Below are 18,942 nucleotides of genomic sequence, written 5' to 3'. Positions count from 1 at the left end.
CTCGCAGCGCGGCGGCGCGCACCGTCCCGGCGCGCAGCGCGTGCCGCGCCCGGACCCCGGCCAGCCCCTCAGCGCGACCTGGGATCCGCCCGCCGAGACCGCGCACGACGACCCCGGTGCCGCGGGCTTCATCGCCACCTACGGGTGGCGGGCGTACGCCATCCCAGTGCTGGCCGTCCTGACAGTCGTCCTGCTCGTCATGACCCTCCGGGGAGGCAAGGCCGACGGTGCCGCGGACGAGGCCTCGCCCGACGGCGGGCGCAACACCGCGATCGTCAAGGAGTCGGCTCCGGTCGGCGCCCCGACGGTCCAGGTCGCCGCGTCGGATCTGCCGGTGGGTGCCCTGCCCTCCGGCGGCCACTTCACGCGCGACGGGCGCAAGACCTTCCACGTCGTCCCCACCAAGACCTCCAAGAAGGTCGGTCGGGGCGCGCAGGAGTACACGTACACGGTGGAGGTCGAGGACGGTCTGGTCGCCACCGACTTCTCCGGCGACGGGGCGTTCGCGTCCATGGTCGACGCGACGTTGGCCAACCGGCACAGTTGGATCGGCGGCGGCAAGGTGTCGTTCCGCCGCGTCGGCCCGGGCTCGAGCCCGAATCTGCGCATCTCCCTGACGTCGACGAACACCGCGCGCGAGCTGTGCGGCTATCAGCTCAAGCTGGAGAGCTCCTGCTACTACCCGCCGACCAACCAGGTGCTGCTCAACGAGGCCCGATGGGTCCGCGGCGCCATCTCCTTCGACGGCGACATCCACAGTTACCGGCAGTACCAGATCAACCACGAGGTCGGGCACGGGATCGGCTACGCCCAGCACGAACCGTGCAAGCAGAACGGCGCGCTCGCGCCTATCATGATGCAACAGTCATTCGGTGTGAATAACAAGGACATCATGGCTCTGGATCCGCAGATGAACGCCAACCCCGCGTTGAAGTGCAAGCCGAACCCCTGGCCGTTCCCGTGACGCTTCCCCCGCTGACCGAGGCGACCGGCGAACTGAGCCGCGCCGAGGTCGCGCGGTACAGCCGTCACCTGATCATCCCCGACGTTGGGATGGCCGGGCAGAAGCGGCTGAAGAACGCAAAAGTCCTGGTCATCGGCGCCGGTGGGCTGGGTTCACCGACCCTGATGTACCTCGCGGCGGCGGGCGTGGGGACGATCGGCATCGTCGACTTCGACACCGTGGACGAGTCCAACCTGCAGCGCCAGGTCATCCACGGGCAGTCCGACATCGGCGTGCCGAAAGCGGTCAGCGCGAAGAACTCGATGCTCGAGATCAACCCGTACATCACCGTCCGCACCCACGAGTTCGCCCTCGACAACGAGAACGCCGTAGACCTTTTCGCCCAGTACGATCTGATCCTCGACGGCGCCGACAACTTCGCCACCCGCTACCTCGTCAACGACGCGGCGATCCTGGCCGGCAAGCCCTACGTGTGGGGCTCGATCTACCGGTTCGAGGGCCAGGTGTCGGTGTTCTGGGAGAACGCCCCCGACGGTCGGGGCATCAACTATCGCGACCTGTACCCGCAGGCACCGCCGCCGGGCATGGTGCCCTCCTGCGCCGAGGGCGGCGTGCTCGGCATCCTGTGCGCGACGATCGGCTCGATCATGGGCACCGAGGCGATCAAGCTCATCTGCGGGATCGGCGAGACGCTCCTCGGGCGGCTCATGGTCTACGACGCGCTGGAGATGACCTTCCGGACCGTGCGGATCCGCAAGGACCCGCTCGGCGCCAAGGTCACCGAGCTGATCGACTACGACGACTTCTGCGGCGTGGTGTCCGACGAGGCGCAGGCCGCCGCGATCGGCTCGACGCTGACGCCCGCGGAGTTGAAGGCGCGACTGGACGCCGGTGACGATGTGGCGCTGATCGACGTGCGCGACCCGGTCGAGTGGGACATCGTCCACCTCGACGGTGCGACCCTCATCCCGAAGGGCGACTTCGAGTCGGGTGCGGGTCTGGGGCGACTGCCGCAGGACCGGCCCGTGGTCCTCTACTGTCGCACCGGCGTGCGGTCGGCCGAGGTGTTGGCGATGCTCAAAGGTGCCGGCTTCGCCAACGCGAGCCACCTGCAGGGCGGCATCACCGCCTGGGCGCAGACGGTCGACCCGTCGATGCCGGTGTACTGAGCCTCGCGAAGCGGCTAGACACGCAGCCGGACCAGGTCCACGACTCGCAACAGCCCGGGCAGCGCACCCTCGGTCGAGCGCGGGTGCAGCGCGTGCACGGCAAGTCGGAACATCGCGGCGCGCAGCAGCATTTGGCCCCATTCGGGCTGGTCGGACCAGCGGTCGAGCAGGTCCTCGCCGGCGCCTCCCCAGGCGAGCGAGTCGACCGCGACGACGGCCGCCGCCCACGGCGCGGGCCGCCAGTACGGGACGATGTCGGTGATGCCCGGAGCGGCGGCCCCGGCGAAGAGCACCGTGCCGAACAGGTCGCCGTGCACGATCTGGGGCGGCGATTGGACCGGCCGCCGCAGCCCCGCGAGGGTCTTGAGCGCGGCTACGCTCGCCTTGCCGTCCTCGGTGTCCGGGGCGCTCATCCCGGCGGCCCGCGCCGACCGCAGGGGCTGGTCCTCCCAGGCGGCCCGGTCGGCGGCGGTGAAGACGTCGACGTCGGTGTACGGGGGAGCGGGGGGTTGCAGCAGGAAGCGCGGGCGCTCGAGTTCGGCGAGCGCGGCGTGCAGCCGTTCGGCGACTTGGAGCACCTCGTCGTACCGGGGTTCGGGCGACCCCGCGATGTAGGTGTCGGCGCGCCAGCCGGACACGACGTAACGGCCGTCGGTGGCGCGGAACGGCCGGGCGATCCGCAGGCCGTCGACGAACAGGTTCTCCCGGGTGGCGGCCGACCAGGCGGCCCGCGCGTGGTCGGGGACCATCGACAGGACGACCTCGCCGACGCGCCAGCCGCCCACCCACTGGTCGCCCATGGCGATCGGCGGGTGCGCGGTCAGCCCGAACGTTCCCAGGACATGCTCGGGTGGCTCGACGACGTTGGTCACGTCCCAAAGATTACCCAGCTGGCCATCTGATTCCGGGCAGCGACATCGGCCGAGATTGTGCGCTGAACGGTGGCCGGTACGTGGTCACCGATCACCGTGATGCCGGATGCCCGGCAGGAAGTCGTCAAGGTCGGCCGGACGCCCGTATGGATTGCGTTAAGGACTCTGGCGTCCGGACGCCGACGCGGTGACCCTGGTTAGTCGGCGGGCCGAACGGCCCTCCGGTTAGCGAGGGTGCGAGATGGCTGATGCAGGGATGATCGCCGTGGTTCTGGTGGCCACGATCGCCTGCTTGATGGTCGTGCGAGGATTCGACGAGCGGACCGATCGATGACCGCGGCCGGGGTGGTGACGGTCCTGCTGCTCGTCATCGCGGCCGCGACGTCCGGCTACCTCGTCGTGGCCCTGGTCTCGCCGGACAGGTTCTGACGGTGGGCGACACGACCGCGGGGTTGCTCCAGGTCGGAGCCGTTCTCCTCGTGCTCGCCGCGGTGTACGTCCCGCTGGGCGACTACATGGCTGCGGTGTACCGCTCGAGGCGCGACCTCGCCGTCGAGCGCGCGGTGTACCGCCTGTCCGGCATCGATCCGAGGGCCCAGCAGACCGCCCGGGCCTATGCGAGCAGCGTGCTGGGATTCTCGCTGGCTTCAATCGTCGTCTTGTACGCGCTGCAGCGGCTGCAGGGCCTTCTCCCGTGGGGCGACGGCAAACCCGGCATGTCCCCGACGATGGCGTTCAACACGGCGGTCTCGTTCGTGACCAACACCAACTGGCAGTCGTACTCGCCGGAGACCACGATCAGCAACCTGACCCAGATGCTGGGGCTGACCGTGCAGAACTTCCTCTCCGCGGCGGTGGGGATGGCGGTCGCAGTGGCACTGATCCGCGGCCTGCTCGCGCGCGCGAAGACGGGCATGCTGGGGAACTTCTGGGTCGATCTGGTCCGCGGCACGGTGCGAATCCTCCTGCCGCTGGCGCTGGTCGTCGCGGTGATCCTCCTCCTGCAGGGCGCCGTCCAGTCGTGGCACACCGGCGTCGACTACACGCTGCTCGACGGACGCCGGGCGACGAGCCCGATCGGACCGTTCGCCGGTCAGGAGGCCATCAAGGTCGTCGGCACCAACGGCGGCGGCACATTGGCCGCCAATTCGGCGCACCCGTTCTCCAACCCGACGCCGTTGACGAACCTCCTCGAGGTGCTCGCGATGCTCGTCATCCCGGTGTGTTTGACACGTACCTACGGCACCCTCGTCGGGGACCGTCGGCAGGGCTTGACGCTGCTGTCGGTGATGGTGGTGCTCTGGGGCGCGGTGCTGTCGTTGGCCTGGTATCTGCAGAGTCGGCCGACGGCGCTGGCGGCGGCTTCGGGCGCGAACGTGGAGGGCACCGAGGTCCGCTTCGGCATTCCGGGATCGACGTTGTTCGCGGTGAGCACGACGGGCACCTCCACCGGTGCCGTCGACGCGGCGCACGACAGTCTCGCCGCCGGAGCCGGCGGCTCGGTGCTGTGGAACATGCTGTTGGGGGAGGTCGCTCCCGGCGGGGTGGGATCGGGGCTGTATGGGATCCTGGTCCTCGCCGTCGTCACCGTGTTCATCGGTGGCCTGCTCGTCGGTCGTGCCCCCGAATTCCTCGGTAAGAAGGTCGGTCGGCGCGAGATCACCTTCGCGATGTTGTACGTGCTCGTCATGCCCGCCCTGGTGCTGGCAGGTGCGTCGATCACCTCGGTGCTGCGCTCGACGTCGTCGGCGATGGTCGATCCGGGGGCGCCGGGCAGCCCGGAAGCCATCCACGGCTTCAGCGAGGTGCTGTACGCCTTCGCCTCGGCCTCGAACAACAACGGCAGCGCATTCGGTGGGTTGACGGTGACCAGTGACTGGTTCCAGCTGTCGCTGGGGCTGGCGATGTTCTTCGGCCGATTCCTCCCGATCGTCTTGGTCTTGGGTCTGGCCGGTTCCTTTGCCAGACAGGCGCCGCGCGGCGGCGAATCCGATGCCGCTGCTACCGCCGACGCCGGCCTGCCCGCCCGAGGTCCGATGTTCGGTGCGCTCCTTCTGGGGACGACCGTGCTGGTAGCCGGACTGACCTTCCTCCCGGCGTTGACGCTGGGTCCGATCGCGGAGGCACTGCTGTGACCGATGGAACCCCTGTCGCCGATTCCGGGGCCGATGTCGTCGGCCGCGGCGTGTTCGACGCCCGCCAGCTCGTCGCGGCGCTTCCGCAGGCGCTGCGCAAACTCGGTCCGCGGGAGCAGGCGCGCAACCCGGTGATGTTCGTCGTGTATCTCGGTGCTCTGATCGCGACGGTGTTGGCGATCTGGCGGCCGAGCGGATTCGCGTGGTTGGTCGTGGCCTGGCTCTGGTTCACCGTCCTGTTCGCCGGCCTGGCCGAGGCCGTCGCCGAAGGGCGCGGTCGCGCCCAGGCGGACAGTCTGCGGAAGGTCAAGCGCGACACCCTGGCCCGGCGCATCGACGAGGACGGCGCAATCACCGAGATCCCCGGCGCGCAGCTGCGTCTGGGCGACCGGATCGTCGTCGAGGCCGGCGAGGTCATCGCCGGGGACGGCGATGTCGTCGAGGGCATCGCGACCGTCGACGAATCGGCGATCACCGGTGAATCGGCGCCGGTGGTGCGCGAGTCCGGGGGAGACCGCTCGGCGGTCACCGGCGGCACGGTCGTGTTGTCCGATCGGATCGTCGTCCAGATCACCGCGGAGCCCGGCCAGACGTTTGTCGACCGGATGATCGCCCTGGTCGAGGGGTCTGCTCGCCAGAAGACCCCAAACGAGATCGCGCTGCAGATCCTGCTGACCGCGCTCACGCTGGTGTTCCTGTTAGTGGTCGTCGCGACCGGGGCGATGCAGCAGTACTCCGGCACCGCCGCCGACCCGCTCAAGCTGATCGCCCTGCTCGTCTGTCTGATCCCTACCACGATCGGTGCGCTGCTCTCGGCGATCGGCATCGCCGGGATGGACCGGCTGGTGCAGCACAACGTGCTGGCGATGAGCGGGCGCGCGGTCGAGGCAGCCGGCGACATCGACACCCTGTTGATGGACAAGACCGGGACGATCACGTTCGGGAACCGTCGTGCCACCGCCTTTCACCCCGCCCCAGGGTCGTCGGTCGCCGATCTGGCGCGGACGGCCTACCGATGCAGTCTCGCCGACGACACCCCGGAGGGTCGCAGCATCCTCGACCTCGCGGTTGATCGATACGAGGTGATCCCGCTGGCGGCCGGCGACCTCGCGGCCGCACGGTCTGGGGCCGACCCGACCTATTCGGTCGTGCCGTTCACGGCGACCACCCGGATGAGCGGGATGGATCTGGGCGGTGACGACCCCGTCGCCTTGCGCAAGGGGGCGGCCGACGCGGTACAGCGGTGGGTCGAGGCCGGCGGCGGAACGATCTCCGACGAAGTGATGGCGACGGTGGCCCAGATCTCGGGTGCCGGCGGTACTCCACTCGTCGTCGGGGCGGCAGCGCCCGATCGGCCCGCGCAGGCAATCGGCGTGATCGAGCTGTCTGACATCGTCAAACCCGGGATGGCCGATCGCTTCGCGCAACTGCGCACCATGGGGATCCGCACGGTCATGATCACCGGCGACAATCCGTTGACGGCGAAGGCGATCGCCGCGACCGCCGGCGTCGACGACTACGTCGCCGAGGCGACGCCGGAGGACAAACTCGCGGTGATCAGGGACGAGCAGTCCCGTGGACGTCTGGTGGCGATGACCGGCGACGGGATGAACGACGCGCCCGCGCTGGCGCAGGCCGACGTCGGAGTGGCGATGAACACCGGCACATCGGCGGCCAAGGAGGCCGGCAACATGGTCGATCTCGACTCGGATCCGACGAAGCTGCTCGACGTCGTCGCCATCGGCAAACAACTCCTGATCACGCGCGGTGCGTTGACCACGTTCTCCCTGGCCAACGACCTCGCCAAGTACTTCGCAATCCTCCCGGCGCTGTTCGTCGCGGTGTACCCGCAGTTGGACGCCCTCAACGTGATGCGGCTCCACTCTGCGCAGTCGGCGATCGCATCGGCGGTGATCTTCAACGCACTGATCATCGTGGCCCTCATCCCGCTCTCGCTGCGGGGCGTCAAGTACCGAGCGGTGTCGGCGTCGCGGTTGCTGGGGCGCAATCTCATGCTCTACGGACTCGGCGGCGTCCTCACGCCGTTCGTCGGCATCGCACTCATCGACCTGGTGGTCCGCCATCTCCCGGGAATGGGGTGAATCGACGATGAAACGGTTGTGGCAGGGAGTGGCCCGGCAGTTCGCCGTGGGAATGTTGGTCCTGGTGGTGTGCACGGTGATTCTCGGCGGGGCCTATCCCGCCGCGGTGTGGGTGCTGTCCCGCGCCACGACCCATACGGCCGAGGGGACGGTGGTCCGGGATGCGGGCGGCTGCGCGGCCGGATCGGCCCTGATCGGCGTCGATCTGCGGGTGCCGGCCGGTCAACCGGACGGTTTCCTCCACGGTCGGGTGGCCGGCGGGTCCGACGACCCGATGGCCCCGGGACGCCCGGAGGCGTCCGGGCCCAGCAATCTGGGGCCCAGCAGTACGGCGCTGCGCAGGCTCGTCGACGCCCGACGCGCCGCGATCGCCCACCGGGAGGGGACCACACCCGATCGCGTGCCACCCGATGCGGTCGCCGGATCCGGCTCGGGATTGGACCCGCACATCTCGCCCGCTTACGCGACGCTGCAGATACCCCGCCTCGCCCGGGTGAACCACGTCGACGAGGCGCGGGTGCGCGCGATCATCGCGCGGCACACCGAGGGGCGTCAGTGGGGCTTCCTGGGCAGCCCGCGGGTCGACGTATTGCAGGTCAACCTCGCACTCGGCCACCGGGCACCGGGCTGCGCGGCACCTCCCGCGCGGCCGGCCGGCGGATAGTCTCGACAGATGGGCGACGAGCCTCAGGTGCGCGGACAGTTCGAGGTCTTCCTCGGCTGCGCGCCCGGTGTGGGAAAGACCTTCGAGATGCTCGAACGCGCCCAACAGCTGGACGCCGACGGAGTCGACGTGGTGATCGGGATCGTCGAGTCCCATGGGCGCGCGGCGACCGAGGCGCTGACGGCCGGCCTGGACACCATTCCGCGAAAGCGGGTGCAACACCGCGGCACCGTGCTGCAGGAACTCGATCTGCAAGCCGTTCTGGATCGACGCCCCGCGGTCGTGCTGGTCGACGAATTGGCACACACCAACGCACCGGGCATGCCCAACGGCAAACGCTGGCAGGACATCGAGACGATCCTCGCCGCGGGGATCGACGTGCTGTCCACGGTCAACATCCAGCACCTGGAGAGCCTGAACGACGTCGTCGCGCAGATCACGGGTGCCACGCAGCACGAGACCGTGCCCGACGATGTGGTCCGCCGCGCCGACCAGATCGAGCTCGTCGACATCGAGCCCGCGGCGCTGCGTCGCCGACTCGCCGACGGAAAGGTCTACGCCGCCGCGCGCGCCGAGGGGGCGCTCGCCAACTTCTTCCGCCAGGGCAACTTGACGGCACTGCGCGAACTCGCGCTTCTCTGGCTCGCCGATCGGGTCGACGAGAAGCTGGCGGACTATCGCGCCGCCAATGCGATCACCGACACCTGGGAGGCGCGCGAGCGGGTCGTCGTCGCGATCACCGGCGGGCCCGAATCGTCCGATCTCATCCGACGGGCGCGCCGGATCGCGTCGCGGTCGAGCGCCGAACTGCTCGTCGTGAGGGTCGTGCGGGGCGACGGTCTCGCCGACACGGCAGACCTCGATGCGATCAGGGTCCTCGCCGCCGACTGCGGTGCGAAGTTCACCACCGTGGTCGGCGACGACGTACCGGTGACGCTCCTCGAGTACGCGAGGGCGGTCAATGCGACCCAGCTCGTCATCGGCACCTCCCGGCGGCCGCGGTGGCGACGGTTGCTCGATGAGGGTGTGGGCGCCGAGGTGATCCGGGAGAGCGGACGGATCGACGTCCACATGGTCACTCATGCCGAAGCGCCGCGGAACCCACTCGACATCCGGCACACACGACTGCACCGCCCGCTGAGCTGGGTGTTCGCGCTCGCCATCCCGGTCGCCGTCGCCGCCCTGCTGAAGCCACTCGACCCCCATCTCGGCCTGTCGAGCAAGTCGTCGCTGTTCCTCGTCGGTGTGCTCGCCGTCGCACTGCTCGGCGGCGTCGTGCCGGCGACGCTGTCGGCGATCGTGTCCGGGCTGCTCTTGAACCTGCTGTACACGGGTCCGCGGGGGACACTGACCGTCAGCGATCCGGACAACCTGATCACCATCATCGTGATGATCGTCGTCGCCATTGCCGTGGCCGGACTGGTCGATTCGGCAACTGTGCGCCGGCGGGAGGCCAAGCAGGCGGGACGCGACGCCGAACTCCTGTCGATGTTCTCCGGTGCGGTGCTCGACGGCGCCGGAGTCACGGACCTGCTCGATCGTCTGCGCGAGGCCTACCAGCAACAGTCCGTCGCGGCGGTCCGCGTCGCTGCGGGGCAGTCGACGATTCAGGCGTCGGTGGGGCCGGAGCCGCCCGCGCGGCCCGAAGAGGCGTCCACCGTCAGCGAGGCCTCCGGTGCCGATTACCTGTTGCTGATGCGCGGGCCGGCGGTGAGTGCGCGCGACCGTCGAGTGTTGGGGGCCGTGGCCAGCCAGGTGGCCGCCGCACTGGAGCGCGACCGCTTGACCGCAGAGGCCGCCGAGGCGGACGAGCTTGCGCGGACCGATCAGCTGCGCCGCGCGCTGCTGGCCGCCGTCAGTCATGATCTCCGCACGCCGCTGGCCGCCGCGAAGGCCGCGGTGAGCAGTCTGCGCAGCCCCGACTTGGCGTTCGACGCCGGCGATACCGAGGAACTCCTCGCGACGACCGAGGAGTCGATCGACCAGCTGACGACCCTCGTCGGAAACCTGCTGGACTCCTCGCGCCTGGCGGCAGGGGTCGTGCACCCCGTGCTCCGACGGACGTATCTGCCCGAGGTGGTGCACAGGGTGGTCGCGGCGACGGGGGACACGGACCGCCTCGCGAGTCTGCGCTTCGACTGCGCGTGGGCGTGTACGGACGCGGGGCTGCTCGAGCGGGCGTTGGCGAACCTGGTGGCCAACGCGCTGGATCACACGACTGACTCGATCTCGATCACGACGTCGGCGACTGTGTCGTCCGACGGCCGAACACGGTGCGTGATCGAGGTGATCGACCACGGTCCCGGCATCCCGGCGGACGAGCGGTCTCGGGTGTTCCAGCCCTTTCACCAGTACGGCGACCAGCGGCCGGGCGGCTCCGGAGTGGGGCTGGGCCTGGCCGTCGCCGACGGCTTCGTCTCTGCCGTCGGCGGTTCCCTGACCGCCGCCGAGACGCCGGGCGGTGGGACGACCATGCTCGTCGACATCCCTGCCGACGACGCGGAAGGGGACCGGTGATGCCCGGGCCGACGGACCACGGTCGCGTGCTCGTCGTCGACGACGAGCCCCAACTGCTCCGTGCGCTGCGGATCAATCTGCGGGCGCGCGGCTTCCAGGTCGCCACCGAGGCCACCGGGGCGGAGGCGTTGAAGGCCGCAGCCCGCTCGGCCTTCGACGTGATCGTGCTTGATCTGGGTTTGCCCGATCTCGACGGACTCGAGGTTCTGGCGGGGTTGCGCGGCTGGACGGCGGTACCGGTGATCGTCCTTTCGGCGCGCACGGATTCGTCGGACAAGGTCGCCGCGCTGGATGCCGGCGCCGACGACTACGTGACCAAGCCGTTCGGCATGGAGGAGTTCGTTGCCCGCCTGCGGGCCGCGATTCGGCGGGGTGCCGCCAGTGCGTCCCCCGAGCCGGCAATAGTCAAGGCCGGTGACGTGACGATCGACCTGGCGGGCAAACGCGTCACCCGCGCCGGTGAGCCCGTCCGGCTCACCCCGACCGAGTGGGGAATCCTCGATCTCCTGGCCCGGAACCCCGGGCGGTTGGTCGGCCAGCGCGAACTCCTCACCAGCGTGTGGGGGCCGGCATACGTCGGTCAGAGCAACTATCTGCGCGTGTACCTGGCCAGCTTGCGGCGGAAGCTGGAGGAGGATCCGTCGGATCCGCGCCACCTGTTGACCGAGCCGGGCATGGGCTATCGCTTCGAGCCCTCCTAGTCCGGCTGCGGCGACCAGCGGCACGCGCGCAGGACGACGCGGCCGTCGGCGATGGGGGTGCCCTCGTCGGCGAGGCGGGCGAGCTGGCGCGCGGCCAGGTGCGCCGGGGGCCGCCCGGAGGCGGCGATCACCCGGTGCCATGGCAGGTCGGCGGAGTCGGTGCGCATGATCCAGCCGACGATGCGCGGGCTGGACAGGCCAGCGGCGTCGGCGAGGTCACCGTAGGTGGTGACGCGGCCGGGCGGGATCGCCGCGACGAAGCCGCGCACGCGCTCGACGTCCTCCTCGGTCACCCTGGCCATGGCTACCCGGCGTCGCGGACGAGTCGGGCGACGAGGTCGGGCACCAGGAACGGCACCATGTGCTCACAGTCGGCGTGGTGGATGCGGACCGTTTCGCCGCGCTCGCGCCGACACGCGTCCAGGAAGGCCGCGCTCACCAGCGGTGGATCGACCCTGTCGGCCACGACGATGTCGGTGGGCACCCCTGCAGGCGGCACGACGTGGCCGTCGGCCATCTCGCTCCACGCGGTCGCGGCCGCAGGCCGGCTCACCCGCCAACCGAACCGTCCCGGTTCCAGCCCGACCTGTTCGGACGGCCGCAGATGGGTCGCGATCTCCTCGGCGAGAATGTCGGCGGGCACCGCCGACCACCCTTCGGCGCGCTTGGCGTCGGCGGCCGCGGCCGGTGACGGGTAGGTCCAATGCGCCATGCTGGCCGTCGCGATGTCGAGGGCGCGGGCCGGGTCGAGGCCCTGTGCGGGGTCGAGCAGGACGAGCCGGCGGACCCGGTCGGGGTGGCGGTGTGCCAGTCGGATCGCGAGGGCGCCGCCGAAGGAGTGTCCGACGACGATCGCCGGCGACGCCAGGCCCTCGACGACGGGGTCGAGCGCGGCGAGGTGGGAGTCGTAGGACCACGGCGGCTCCCACGACGATTCGCCGTGCCCCAGGAGGTCGGGGGCGACGATCCGATGGTCGGGCAGGTCGGCGGCCAGCGACGCCCACCGATGGCCGTGACCGGTCAGCCCGTGCAGGGCGAGGACGAGCGGCGCACCCGGATCGTCGGGCCCGAAGACGTGGGTGTGCAACGCGCTCATAGTCGGCACCCTAGTCGCCTGGCGGCCCTCGGATCGGCGCAGGCTGTGTCGGCCCGGGGTGGTTCGATGGGGGTATGGTCCGCAGCCCGGCTCAGCGCCCCCTCGTGCGCACGACGCTGGTGTCCGCGCGGGCGCAGCCCGACGAGCCGCGGCGGTGGCCGAACGACGTCTCCCGACTGATCGAGACTCCGGTGCTGGCGGACCCGGAACACCCGTGGGCGCCGTATCGCGTGCACGGTGGGCCGGGCACCGGGAAGACCTCCGTCATCGTCGACGCCGCCGTCGCGCGCCTCACCGACCCGACCGTCGACCCCGGCTCGGTGTTGGTGCTGGCCTCGAGTCGCCGCGCGGGCGCCGCACTGCGCGAGGAGATCACCCGCCGCGTCCTCGCGACCGGCGCGTCGCACACCGGTGCCGCTCGCGAACCGCTCGTGCGCACGGTCCACTCCTATGCCTTTGCCATCCTGCGGCTGCAGGCCCAGGCCCACGACAACCCGCCGCCGCGCCTGATCACCGGCTCCGAACAGGACGTCGTGCTGCGCGAGCTGCTCGCCGGCGACGTCGCCGACGGTGCCGCCGAGTGGCCCGAGCACCTGCGGCCGGCGTTGCTCACCGACGGTTTCGCCCAGGCCCTGCGCGATCTGCTGATGCGGTCCGCCGAGCGCGGTGCCGGGCCCGAAGAACTCATGCGCCTGGGGCGCCGGCACCGACGGCCCGAGTGGGTCGCCGCCGGGCGCATGTTCGCCCAGTACGAGCAGACGATGCTGCTGCGCGGCTCGGTGGGCGTGGAGGCGCCGCAGGCGAGCGCGCCGGCGGTTGACGCCGCCGAACTGGTCGGTTCGGCGCTCTCGGCCTTCGCCACCGACCCCGACCTCCTCGACGAGCAGCGTGCCCGCATCCGGCACCTCCTCGTCGATGACGCCCAGCACCTCGATCCGCAGGCCGCACACCTGGTGCGACTCATCGGCACCGGTGCGGACTCGACGATCATCGCCTCCGACACCGACCAGTCGATCTTCGGCTTCCGCGGCGCCTCCCCGAGGTTCGCCGACGGCTTGGCCGACCCCGGTTCGCCGCGCGACGTCGAACTGCTCGTCGACCACCGCGGCGCCGGTCCGGTCAACGCGGTCGGCGCCGCACTGGTCGGACGCCTGCCCGGCGCCCGACCGCACACCTATCCGCGCGCCGCTACCGCGGCCGGGGGCTCGGCGTCGGTCCGCGTCTTCGCCTCCGAGGCGAAGGAGGCGACCGCGGTCGCGGACCTGCTGCGCCGGGCCCACCTGTTCGACGGCGTCCCCTGGTCGTCGATGGCGGTGATCGTGCGGTCGGTCCCGCGCGCGCTGCCCGCACTGCGGCGCGCGTTCCGATCGGCCGGCGTGCCGGTCGCCACCCCGGCGTCCGACCTGCCCCTGCACCGCCAGCGCGCGGTGGCCGCCTTCCTCATCGCGCTGCTCGCCGCCGACGGTGTTCCGCTGGAGGCCGAAGCGGTGATCACGCTGCTCACCGGTCCCATCGGCAGCGCCGACCCGGCGGCCCTGCGCCGACTGCGGCGCGGTGTCCGACGGGTCGACGACTCCCTCGACTCGATCGACGCGCTGCGCGCCGCGATCGTCGACGACGAGACGGCATCGCGGTATGTCGAGGAGCTGTCCGAGCGCGAGGCGCGGCCGCTGCTGCGCGTGCGGACGGTCGTGGGCGCGGCCCGCGGCGCCATCGCCGCGCGCAAGTCGGTGGAGGAGGTGCTCTGGGAGGCCTGGCAGGCCTCGGGCCTGGAGCGACGGTGGACCCCGATCGCCCTGCGCGGCGGTCCGGCCGGCGAGCAGGCCGACCGCGACCTGGACGCGATGCTGGCCCTGTTCGAGTCCGCGGAGTCCTTCGGCGACAACCTGCCCAGCGCCGGCGTCGCGGCCTTCGTGGAGCACGTGCAGGCCCTGCAGATCCCGCGTGACTCGCGGGCGGCGGCCGTGCGGGACGAAGCGGTCACCATCTGCTCGGCGCACGCCGCCGCCGGTCGGGAGTGGGACGTCGTCGCGGTGCCCGGTGTCCTCGACGGGCTCTGGCCGTCGCTGCGCCCGCGCGGCAGCGTGCTGGCGACCGGGGCACTGGTGGACATCCTCGACGGCCTGGACCCCGAGGCGGTCGACACCGTCGCCCGCGGCACGGTGGCCCTCGCCGACGAACGCCGCCTGTTGCTAGTGGCGTGCACCCGCGCCCGCAAACAGCTGTTGGTCAGCGCCGTCGAGGACGGCAGCGGGGAGGCGGCGCCGTCGCGGTTCGTCGCCGAGATCGCCGCCGTGGTCGATCCGGACGACGACGACGCCGATCCCGACGCGCTGCCGGTCGACCCGGGCGTCGACCGCGTGCTGTCGCTGCCGTCGCTGGTCGCGACGCTGCGCGCCGAGGTCGTCGCGGGGATGCCCGATGATGGCGAGCCCACGCCGCGTGCGGTCGCGGCGGCCGACCTGTTGGCGCGACTGGCCGACCTCGACATCCCCGGGGCCCACCCGCGCGACTGGTACGGCCTGGCCGGGCCCAGCACCGACGATCCGCTGTGGGAGCCGACCGACGGGCCGCGGCGCCTTTCGCCCTCGGGGATCGAATCGCTCAGCCGCTGCTCGCTGCGCTGGGTTCTGGAGGGCAACGGGGGGCGCGACGGCGACGAGACACCGGCGATCACCGGAACCCTCGTCCACACGCTCGTGCAGGCCCTGGCCGGCCAGATCCCGCCGGAAGAGGTGACCGCCGCGCTGCGCGGCATCTGGGATCGCGTCGACACCGGTGCCGAGTGGTTCTCGCGGCGCGAGCTGGAGCGCGCCGAGCAGATGCTCGACAACTTCCGCAGCTGGTTGACCGCGTCGCGGAGCGCGTTGACCGAGGTCGGCACCGAAGTGGAGGTCGACGCGGTGCTCGAGCCCGACGCGCAGGCGGGCCCGGCGGTGCGCCTCGTCGGCCGGATCGACCGTCTGGAGACCGACTCCGCGGGCCGCCCCGTCGTCGTCGACGTGAAGACCGGGAAGAACCCGTTGCGCAAGACCGACGCCGCCGAGCACCCCCAGCTGGCGACCTACCAGCTCGCGCTGCACCTCGGCGGAGTCGAGGGATTCCCCGCGGGCACCGAGCCGGGCGGCGGCGAGCTGGTCTACGTCGCGAGCCCGCACAAGACCACGGGTGCGGCCGTGCGGCAGCAGGAGGCGCTGACGCCGGAGCAGGTCTCCGAGTGGATGCTGATCCTGCGCGCGGCGGCCAATGCCAGCGTCGGCCCGGTGTTCACCGCTACGCAGAACGAGGGGTGCGGGCACTGCGCGCTGCACGCGTCCTGCCCGGCCCAGCTCACCGGGCGGAGCGTGGTCGATGACTGAGCTGATCCCCGCGACCAGCATCGCGGCCGCATTGGGTCTGCCGCGTCCGACGCCCGAACAGGTGGCCGTCATCGAGGCCCCGCTCGAGCCCGTGCTCGTCGTCGCGGGCGCCGGTGCCGGCAAGACCGAGACGATGGCCTCGCGCGTCGTCTGGCTCGTCGTCAACCGGTTCGCCGGGCCCGAGGAGGTGCTCGGCCTGACCTTCACCCGCAAGGCGGCCAGCGAGCTCGGGGCGCGCATCCGCCGGCGCCTGTCGATGCTGGCCGGCGCGCCGGTGCTCGCCGAATGGGACCCCGACGGCGAGCTGCGCACCCGGCTCGCCGGGGCGGACCCGGAGATCAGCACCTATCACGCCTATGCCGGGCGACTGATCGCCGACTACGGCCTGTTGCTGCCGGTCGAACCGACGTCGACGCTGCTCAGCGAGACCGAACTGTGGCAGCTCGCCTTCTCCGTCGTCGCCAACTATTCGGGTGAGCTCGCGACGCGCAAGGTCCCGTCCGGCGTCACCGAGGCGGTGCTCAAGCTGTACTCCGACTCCGCCGAGCACCTGGTCGACCTCGACCGCCTGGGCACCGCGGGCCAGCAGCTCTACGACCTGGTCGACACACTCCCCAAGGGTGCCCGCCAGCGCGACGAGCCGTCGCGCAAGCTCCGCGACATCCAGGCGGTCATCGACGAGCGGCGCGCGCTGTTGCCGCTGATCGCCGAACTCTCCGACCGGATGCGCGAGGCTGGGGCACTCGACTTCGGCTCACAGATGTCGCTGGCCGCGCGGCTGGTCACCGGTCACCCGGAGGTCGTCTCCGCCGAACGTCGGACGGTCCGCGCGGTGCTGCTCGACGAGTACCAGGACACCGGGCATTCGCAGCGGGTCTTGCTGCGGGCCCTGTTCGGCGGCGCCGGCGAGCCCGTCGCGGTCACCGCGGTGGGCGACCCGATCCAGTCGATCTACGGATGGCGCGGGGCGTCGGCGGCCAACCTGCCGCGGTTCGCCACCGACTTCCCACGCCCCGACGGCACGCCCGCGCAACGGCTCGAACTGCTCACCAGTTGGCGCAACGGCGCGCACGCGTTGCGCCTGGCCAATGCCGCCTCCGAGGAGCTGCGCCGCCGCGGCGTGCCGGTCTCGGTGCTGCGCCCGCGACCCGACGCACCACTGGGCGCGGTGTCGATGGCCCTGACCGACACGGTTCTGGACGAGCGGGCATGGGTCGCGCGCTCGATAGCCGACCTGTACGCCGCGGCCGCCGACGCGGGAGTGGCGCCGCCCACGACGGCGGTTCTCGTCCGCCGCAACGAGGACTCCGCACCGCTGGCCGCCGAGCTCGAGGCACTGGGGATCCCGGCCGAGGTCGTCGGCATCGGTGGGTTGCTGCACGTGCCGGAGGTCGAGGACATCGTCGCGACCCTGCGGCTGATGGCCGACCCCATGGCCGGCACCGCGGCGATGCGCCTGCTGACCGGCGCGCGGTGGCAGCTCGGCGCTGCCGACATCGCCGCCCTGTGGCGGCGGGCGCGCGAACTGGCGGCCCGCACCCGCGTCGCGGCGATGCCGCTGGACACCGCCGAGCAACTTGCACAGGCGCTGGCCGCCTCGGTTCCCGACGAACTCGTCGACGACGCCGGGATCGCCGACGCCCTGGTCGACCCGGGCGACCCGTCGCGGTACAGCGCGGACGGATTCGCCCGCATCCGGCGGATGGGCGGCCAACTCGAACAGCTGCGCCGACGCATCGGTCAGCCGCTGCCCGAGCTGGTCGCCGACGTCGAGCAGACCATCGGCGTCGCGGTCGAGGCACAGATCCGGGCGCGCCGCATGAAGGGCGCCACGACCGGTCGCGAGCACCTCGACGCCTTCGCGTCGTACGTCGCCGCCTACGCCGACAAGCCGGGGGCGACGCTGCCCGGCCTGCTGGCCTTCCTGGACACCGCCGAGACCATCGAGAAGGGCCTCGAGCCCGGTCACATCGAAGTCGCCGAGCAGCGGGTGCAGATCCTCACCGTCCACGCCGCGAAGGGCCTGGAATGGGACGTCGTGGCGATCCCGCACATGTGCGGCGGCATCTTCCCCAGCGGACGCTCGGACGGGACCTGGTTGGGCAGCGTGCGCGAACTGCCCGCCGAGGTCCGCGGCGACCTGGCCGGCGCCGGGGCGGACGGCGCCGGTGAGGGATTCCCGCGGTTGGACCTGGCCGGCGTCGGCGATCGCAAGGAACTGGAGGACGCCCTCGACGAGCATCGGGAGGCGATTGCGCAGCGCCGCCTCGAGGAGGACCGGCGGCTGCTCTACGTCGCGCTGACCCGGGCCAAGGAACGCCTGCTGATCTCCGCCCACCACTGGTCGATGGGATCGGCGAGCCCGCGTGCGGTGTCCGAGTTCTACGCCGAGCTCGCGCAGATCGTGGACGAGGCCGTCGCGGACCCCGCCGTCGACTCGGACGGGCTCGTCGTCGCGATGGCCGCCCCAGCCCCCGCCGACGGCGCCGACAACCCGTTGGCCGCGCACGTCGTGACCGCGCAGTGGCCGGCCGACCGGCTAGCGCAGCGCCGCTCGAGCGCCGACCGCGCCGCCGCCCTGGTCCTCGACCGCCTGACGGCGCGGGACCAGCCATCGTTGTTCGACGACGAGCACGCCGCGCCGCCGCCGGTCGACGAGGACGCGGCGCAGTGGGCCGCCGAGGTCGACGTGCTGCTCGCCGAGCACGCTGCGGCCAACCAGGCCGGCGTCGACGTCGCACTGCCCACGCACCTGTCGGTGAGCCAGCTGGTGGAGCTCGACGCCGACGAGTCGTCGTTCGCCGAGCGGCTGCGGCGCCCGGTGCCGTTCAAACCCAATCCGATGGCTCGACGGGGCACCGCGTTCCACGCGTGGGTGGAGCGGCGGTTCGGCGCCACCCGGCTGCTCGACATCGACGAGCTGCCCGGTGCCGCCGACGAGACCGCCGTGCCCGATGAGGACCTCGCCGAGCTGATCGCGCGCTTCGAGGCGTCCCGATGGGCGGGCCGCAGCCCCGTCGAGGTCGAGGTGCCGTTCGAGACCGTCATCGGCGGAGCGGTGATCCGCGGCCGGGCCGACGCGGTGTTCGCCGACGAGCCCGGCGACGACGGTGAACCCCGGTGGATCGTCGTCGACTGGAAGACCGGCGCGGTGCCCGATCCGGCCAAGCGCGAGTCGCTCAACATCCAACTCGCGGCCTATCGCATCGCGTGGGCCAAGCTCGTCGGGGCGCGCGTCGACCAGGTGCGGGCGGCATTCCACTACGTGCGCTCGGACTACACCCTCGAACCCGACGACCTTCCCGACGCCGAGGCATTGGCGGCACTCCTGGCGCGGGGTTGAGCGATACGCTGTTAGATTGC

General features: G+C 71.5%; 13 protein-coding genes. 10 read left to right on the top strand and 3 right to left on the bottom strand.

The window, feature by feature from the left end; translation table 11 throughout:
- On the top strand, positions 1–964 hold a 964-nt coding region (locus QM634_RS06790; protein ID WP_415042013.1), incomplete at its 5' end, for a DUF3152 domain-containing protein.
- Positions 961–2,133 (top strand): adenylyltransferase/sulfurtransferase MoeZ, encoded by a 1,173-nt coding sequence (moeZ, locus tag QM634_RS06785; RefSeq protein ID WP_415042012.1) that lies wholly within the window; start codon positions 961–963, stop codon positions 2,131–2,133. The genes QM634_RS06790 and moeZ, both read left to right, overlap by 4 nt.
- A 14-nt stretch (positions 2,134–2,147) precedes the next feature.
- Here the strand turns inward: moeZ and QM634_RS06780 are convergent, their stop codons facing one another.
- Positions 2,148–3,005 carry a TIGR02569 family protein gene (locus QM634_RS06780; RefSeq protein WP_415042011.1) on the bottom strand — a complete coding sequence of 286 codons (858 nt, stop codon included), beginning with the start codon at positions 3,003–3,005 and terminating at the stop codon, positions 2,148–2,150.
- Positions 3,006–3,335: 330 nt separating this feature from the next.
- Here QM634_RS06780 and QM634_RS06775 point away from each other — a divergent pair, with 330 nt between their 5' ends.
- The 6 genes from QM634_RS06775 to QM634_RS06750 are packed head-to-tail and all read left to right on the top strand — an operon-like array spanning position 3,336 to position 11,124.
- A complete protein-coding gene (locus QM634_RS06775) occupies positions 3,336–3,434 on the top strand; it encodes a potassium-transporting ATPase subunit F (protein WP_415042010.1) in 99 nt (32 codons plus the stop codon).
- A 2-nt stretch (positions 3,435–3,436) separates the two neighbouring features.
- The gene (gene kdpA / locus QM634_RS06770; protein ID WP_415042009.1) at positions 3,437–5,140 is read left to right on the top strand and encodes a potassium-transporting ATPase subunit KdpA; all 1,704 of its coding nucleotides are present in this window, start codon (positions 3,437–3,439) and stop codon (positions 5,138–5,140) included.
- On the top strand, positions 5,137–7,242 hold the full coding sequence (gene kdpB, locus QM634_RS06765; RefSeq protein ID WP_415042008.1) for a potassium-transporting ATPase subunit KdpB: 2,106 nt from the start codon (positions 5,137–5,139) through the stop codon (positions 7,240–7,242). The genes kdpA and kdpB overlap by 4 nt, the downstream gene beginning before the upstream one ends.
- A 7-nt stretch (positions 7,243–7,249) precedes the next feature.
- Positions 7,250–7,906, top strand: coding sequence for a potassium-transporting ATPase subunit C (locus QM634_RS06760; RefSeq protein WP_415042007.1), 657 nt, complete (start codon positions 7,250–7,252; stop codon positions 7,904–7,906).
- Between the two features lie 9 nt (positions 7,907–7,915).
- The gene (locus QM634_RS06755) at positions 7,916–10,423 is read left to right on the top strand and encodes a DUF4118 domain-containing protein (protein WP_415042006.1); all 2,508 of its coding nucleotides are present in this window, start codon (positions 7,916–7,918) and stop codon (positions 10,421–10,423) included.
- A complete protein-coding gene (locus QM634_RS06750; RefSeq protein WP_415042005.1) occupies positions 10,423–11,124 on the top strand; it encodes a response regulator in 702 nt (233 codons plus the stop codon). The genes QM634_RS06755 and QM634_RS06750 overlap by 1 nt, the downstream gene beginning before the upstream one ends.
- Here the strand turns inward: QM634_RS06750 and QM634_RS06745 are convergent.
- Both QM634_RS06745 and QM634_RS06740 read right to left on the bottom strand, forming a co-directional pair.
- Positions 11,121–11,426: an MGMT family protein gene (locus tag QM634_RS06745; protein ID WP_415042004.1), complete on the bottom strand. Its 306-nt coding sequence runs from the start codon at positions 11,424–11,426 to the stop codon at positions 11,121–11,123. The two genes, QM634_RS06750 and QM634_RS06745, sit on opposite strands and share 4 nt — an antisense overlap.
- Before the next feature lie 2 nt (positions 11,427–11,428).
- A complete protein-coding gene (locus QM634_RS06740; RefSeq protein ID WP_415042003.1) occupies positions 11,429–12,220 on the bottom strand; it encodes an alpha/beta hydrolase in 792 nt (263 codons plus the stop codon).
- A gap of 74 nt (positions 12,221–12,294) precedes the next feature.
- Between QM634_RS06740 and QM634_RS06735 the strand changes: the two genes are divergently transcribed.
- On the top strand, positions 12,295–15,579 hold the full coding sequence (locus QM634_RS06735; protein ID WP_415042002.1) for an ATP-dependent helicase: 3,285 nt from the start codon (positions 12,295–12,297) through the stop codon (positions 15,577–15,579).
- The gene (locus tag QM634_RS06730; RefSeq protein WP_415042001.1) at positions 15,572–18,922 is read left to right on the top strand and encodes a UvrD-helicase domain-containing protein; all 3,351 of its coding nucleotides are present in this window, start codon (positions 15,572–15,574) and stop codon (positions 18,920–18,922) included. The genes QM634_RS06735 and QM634_RS06730 overlap by 8 nt, the downstream gene beginning before the upstream one ends.
- Positions 18,923–18,942 lie beyond the last annotated feature (20 nt).

The organism is Gordonia sp. (in: high G+C Gram-positive bacteria) (genome assembly GCF_047606305.1).
GTDB lineage: Bacteria > Actinomycetota > Actinomycetes > Mycobacteriales > Mycobacteriaceae > Gordonia.
This window is presented reverse-complemented; position numbering and strand designations above follow the sequence as displayed.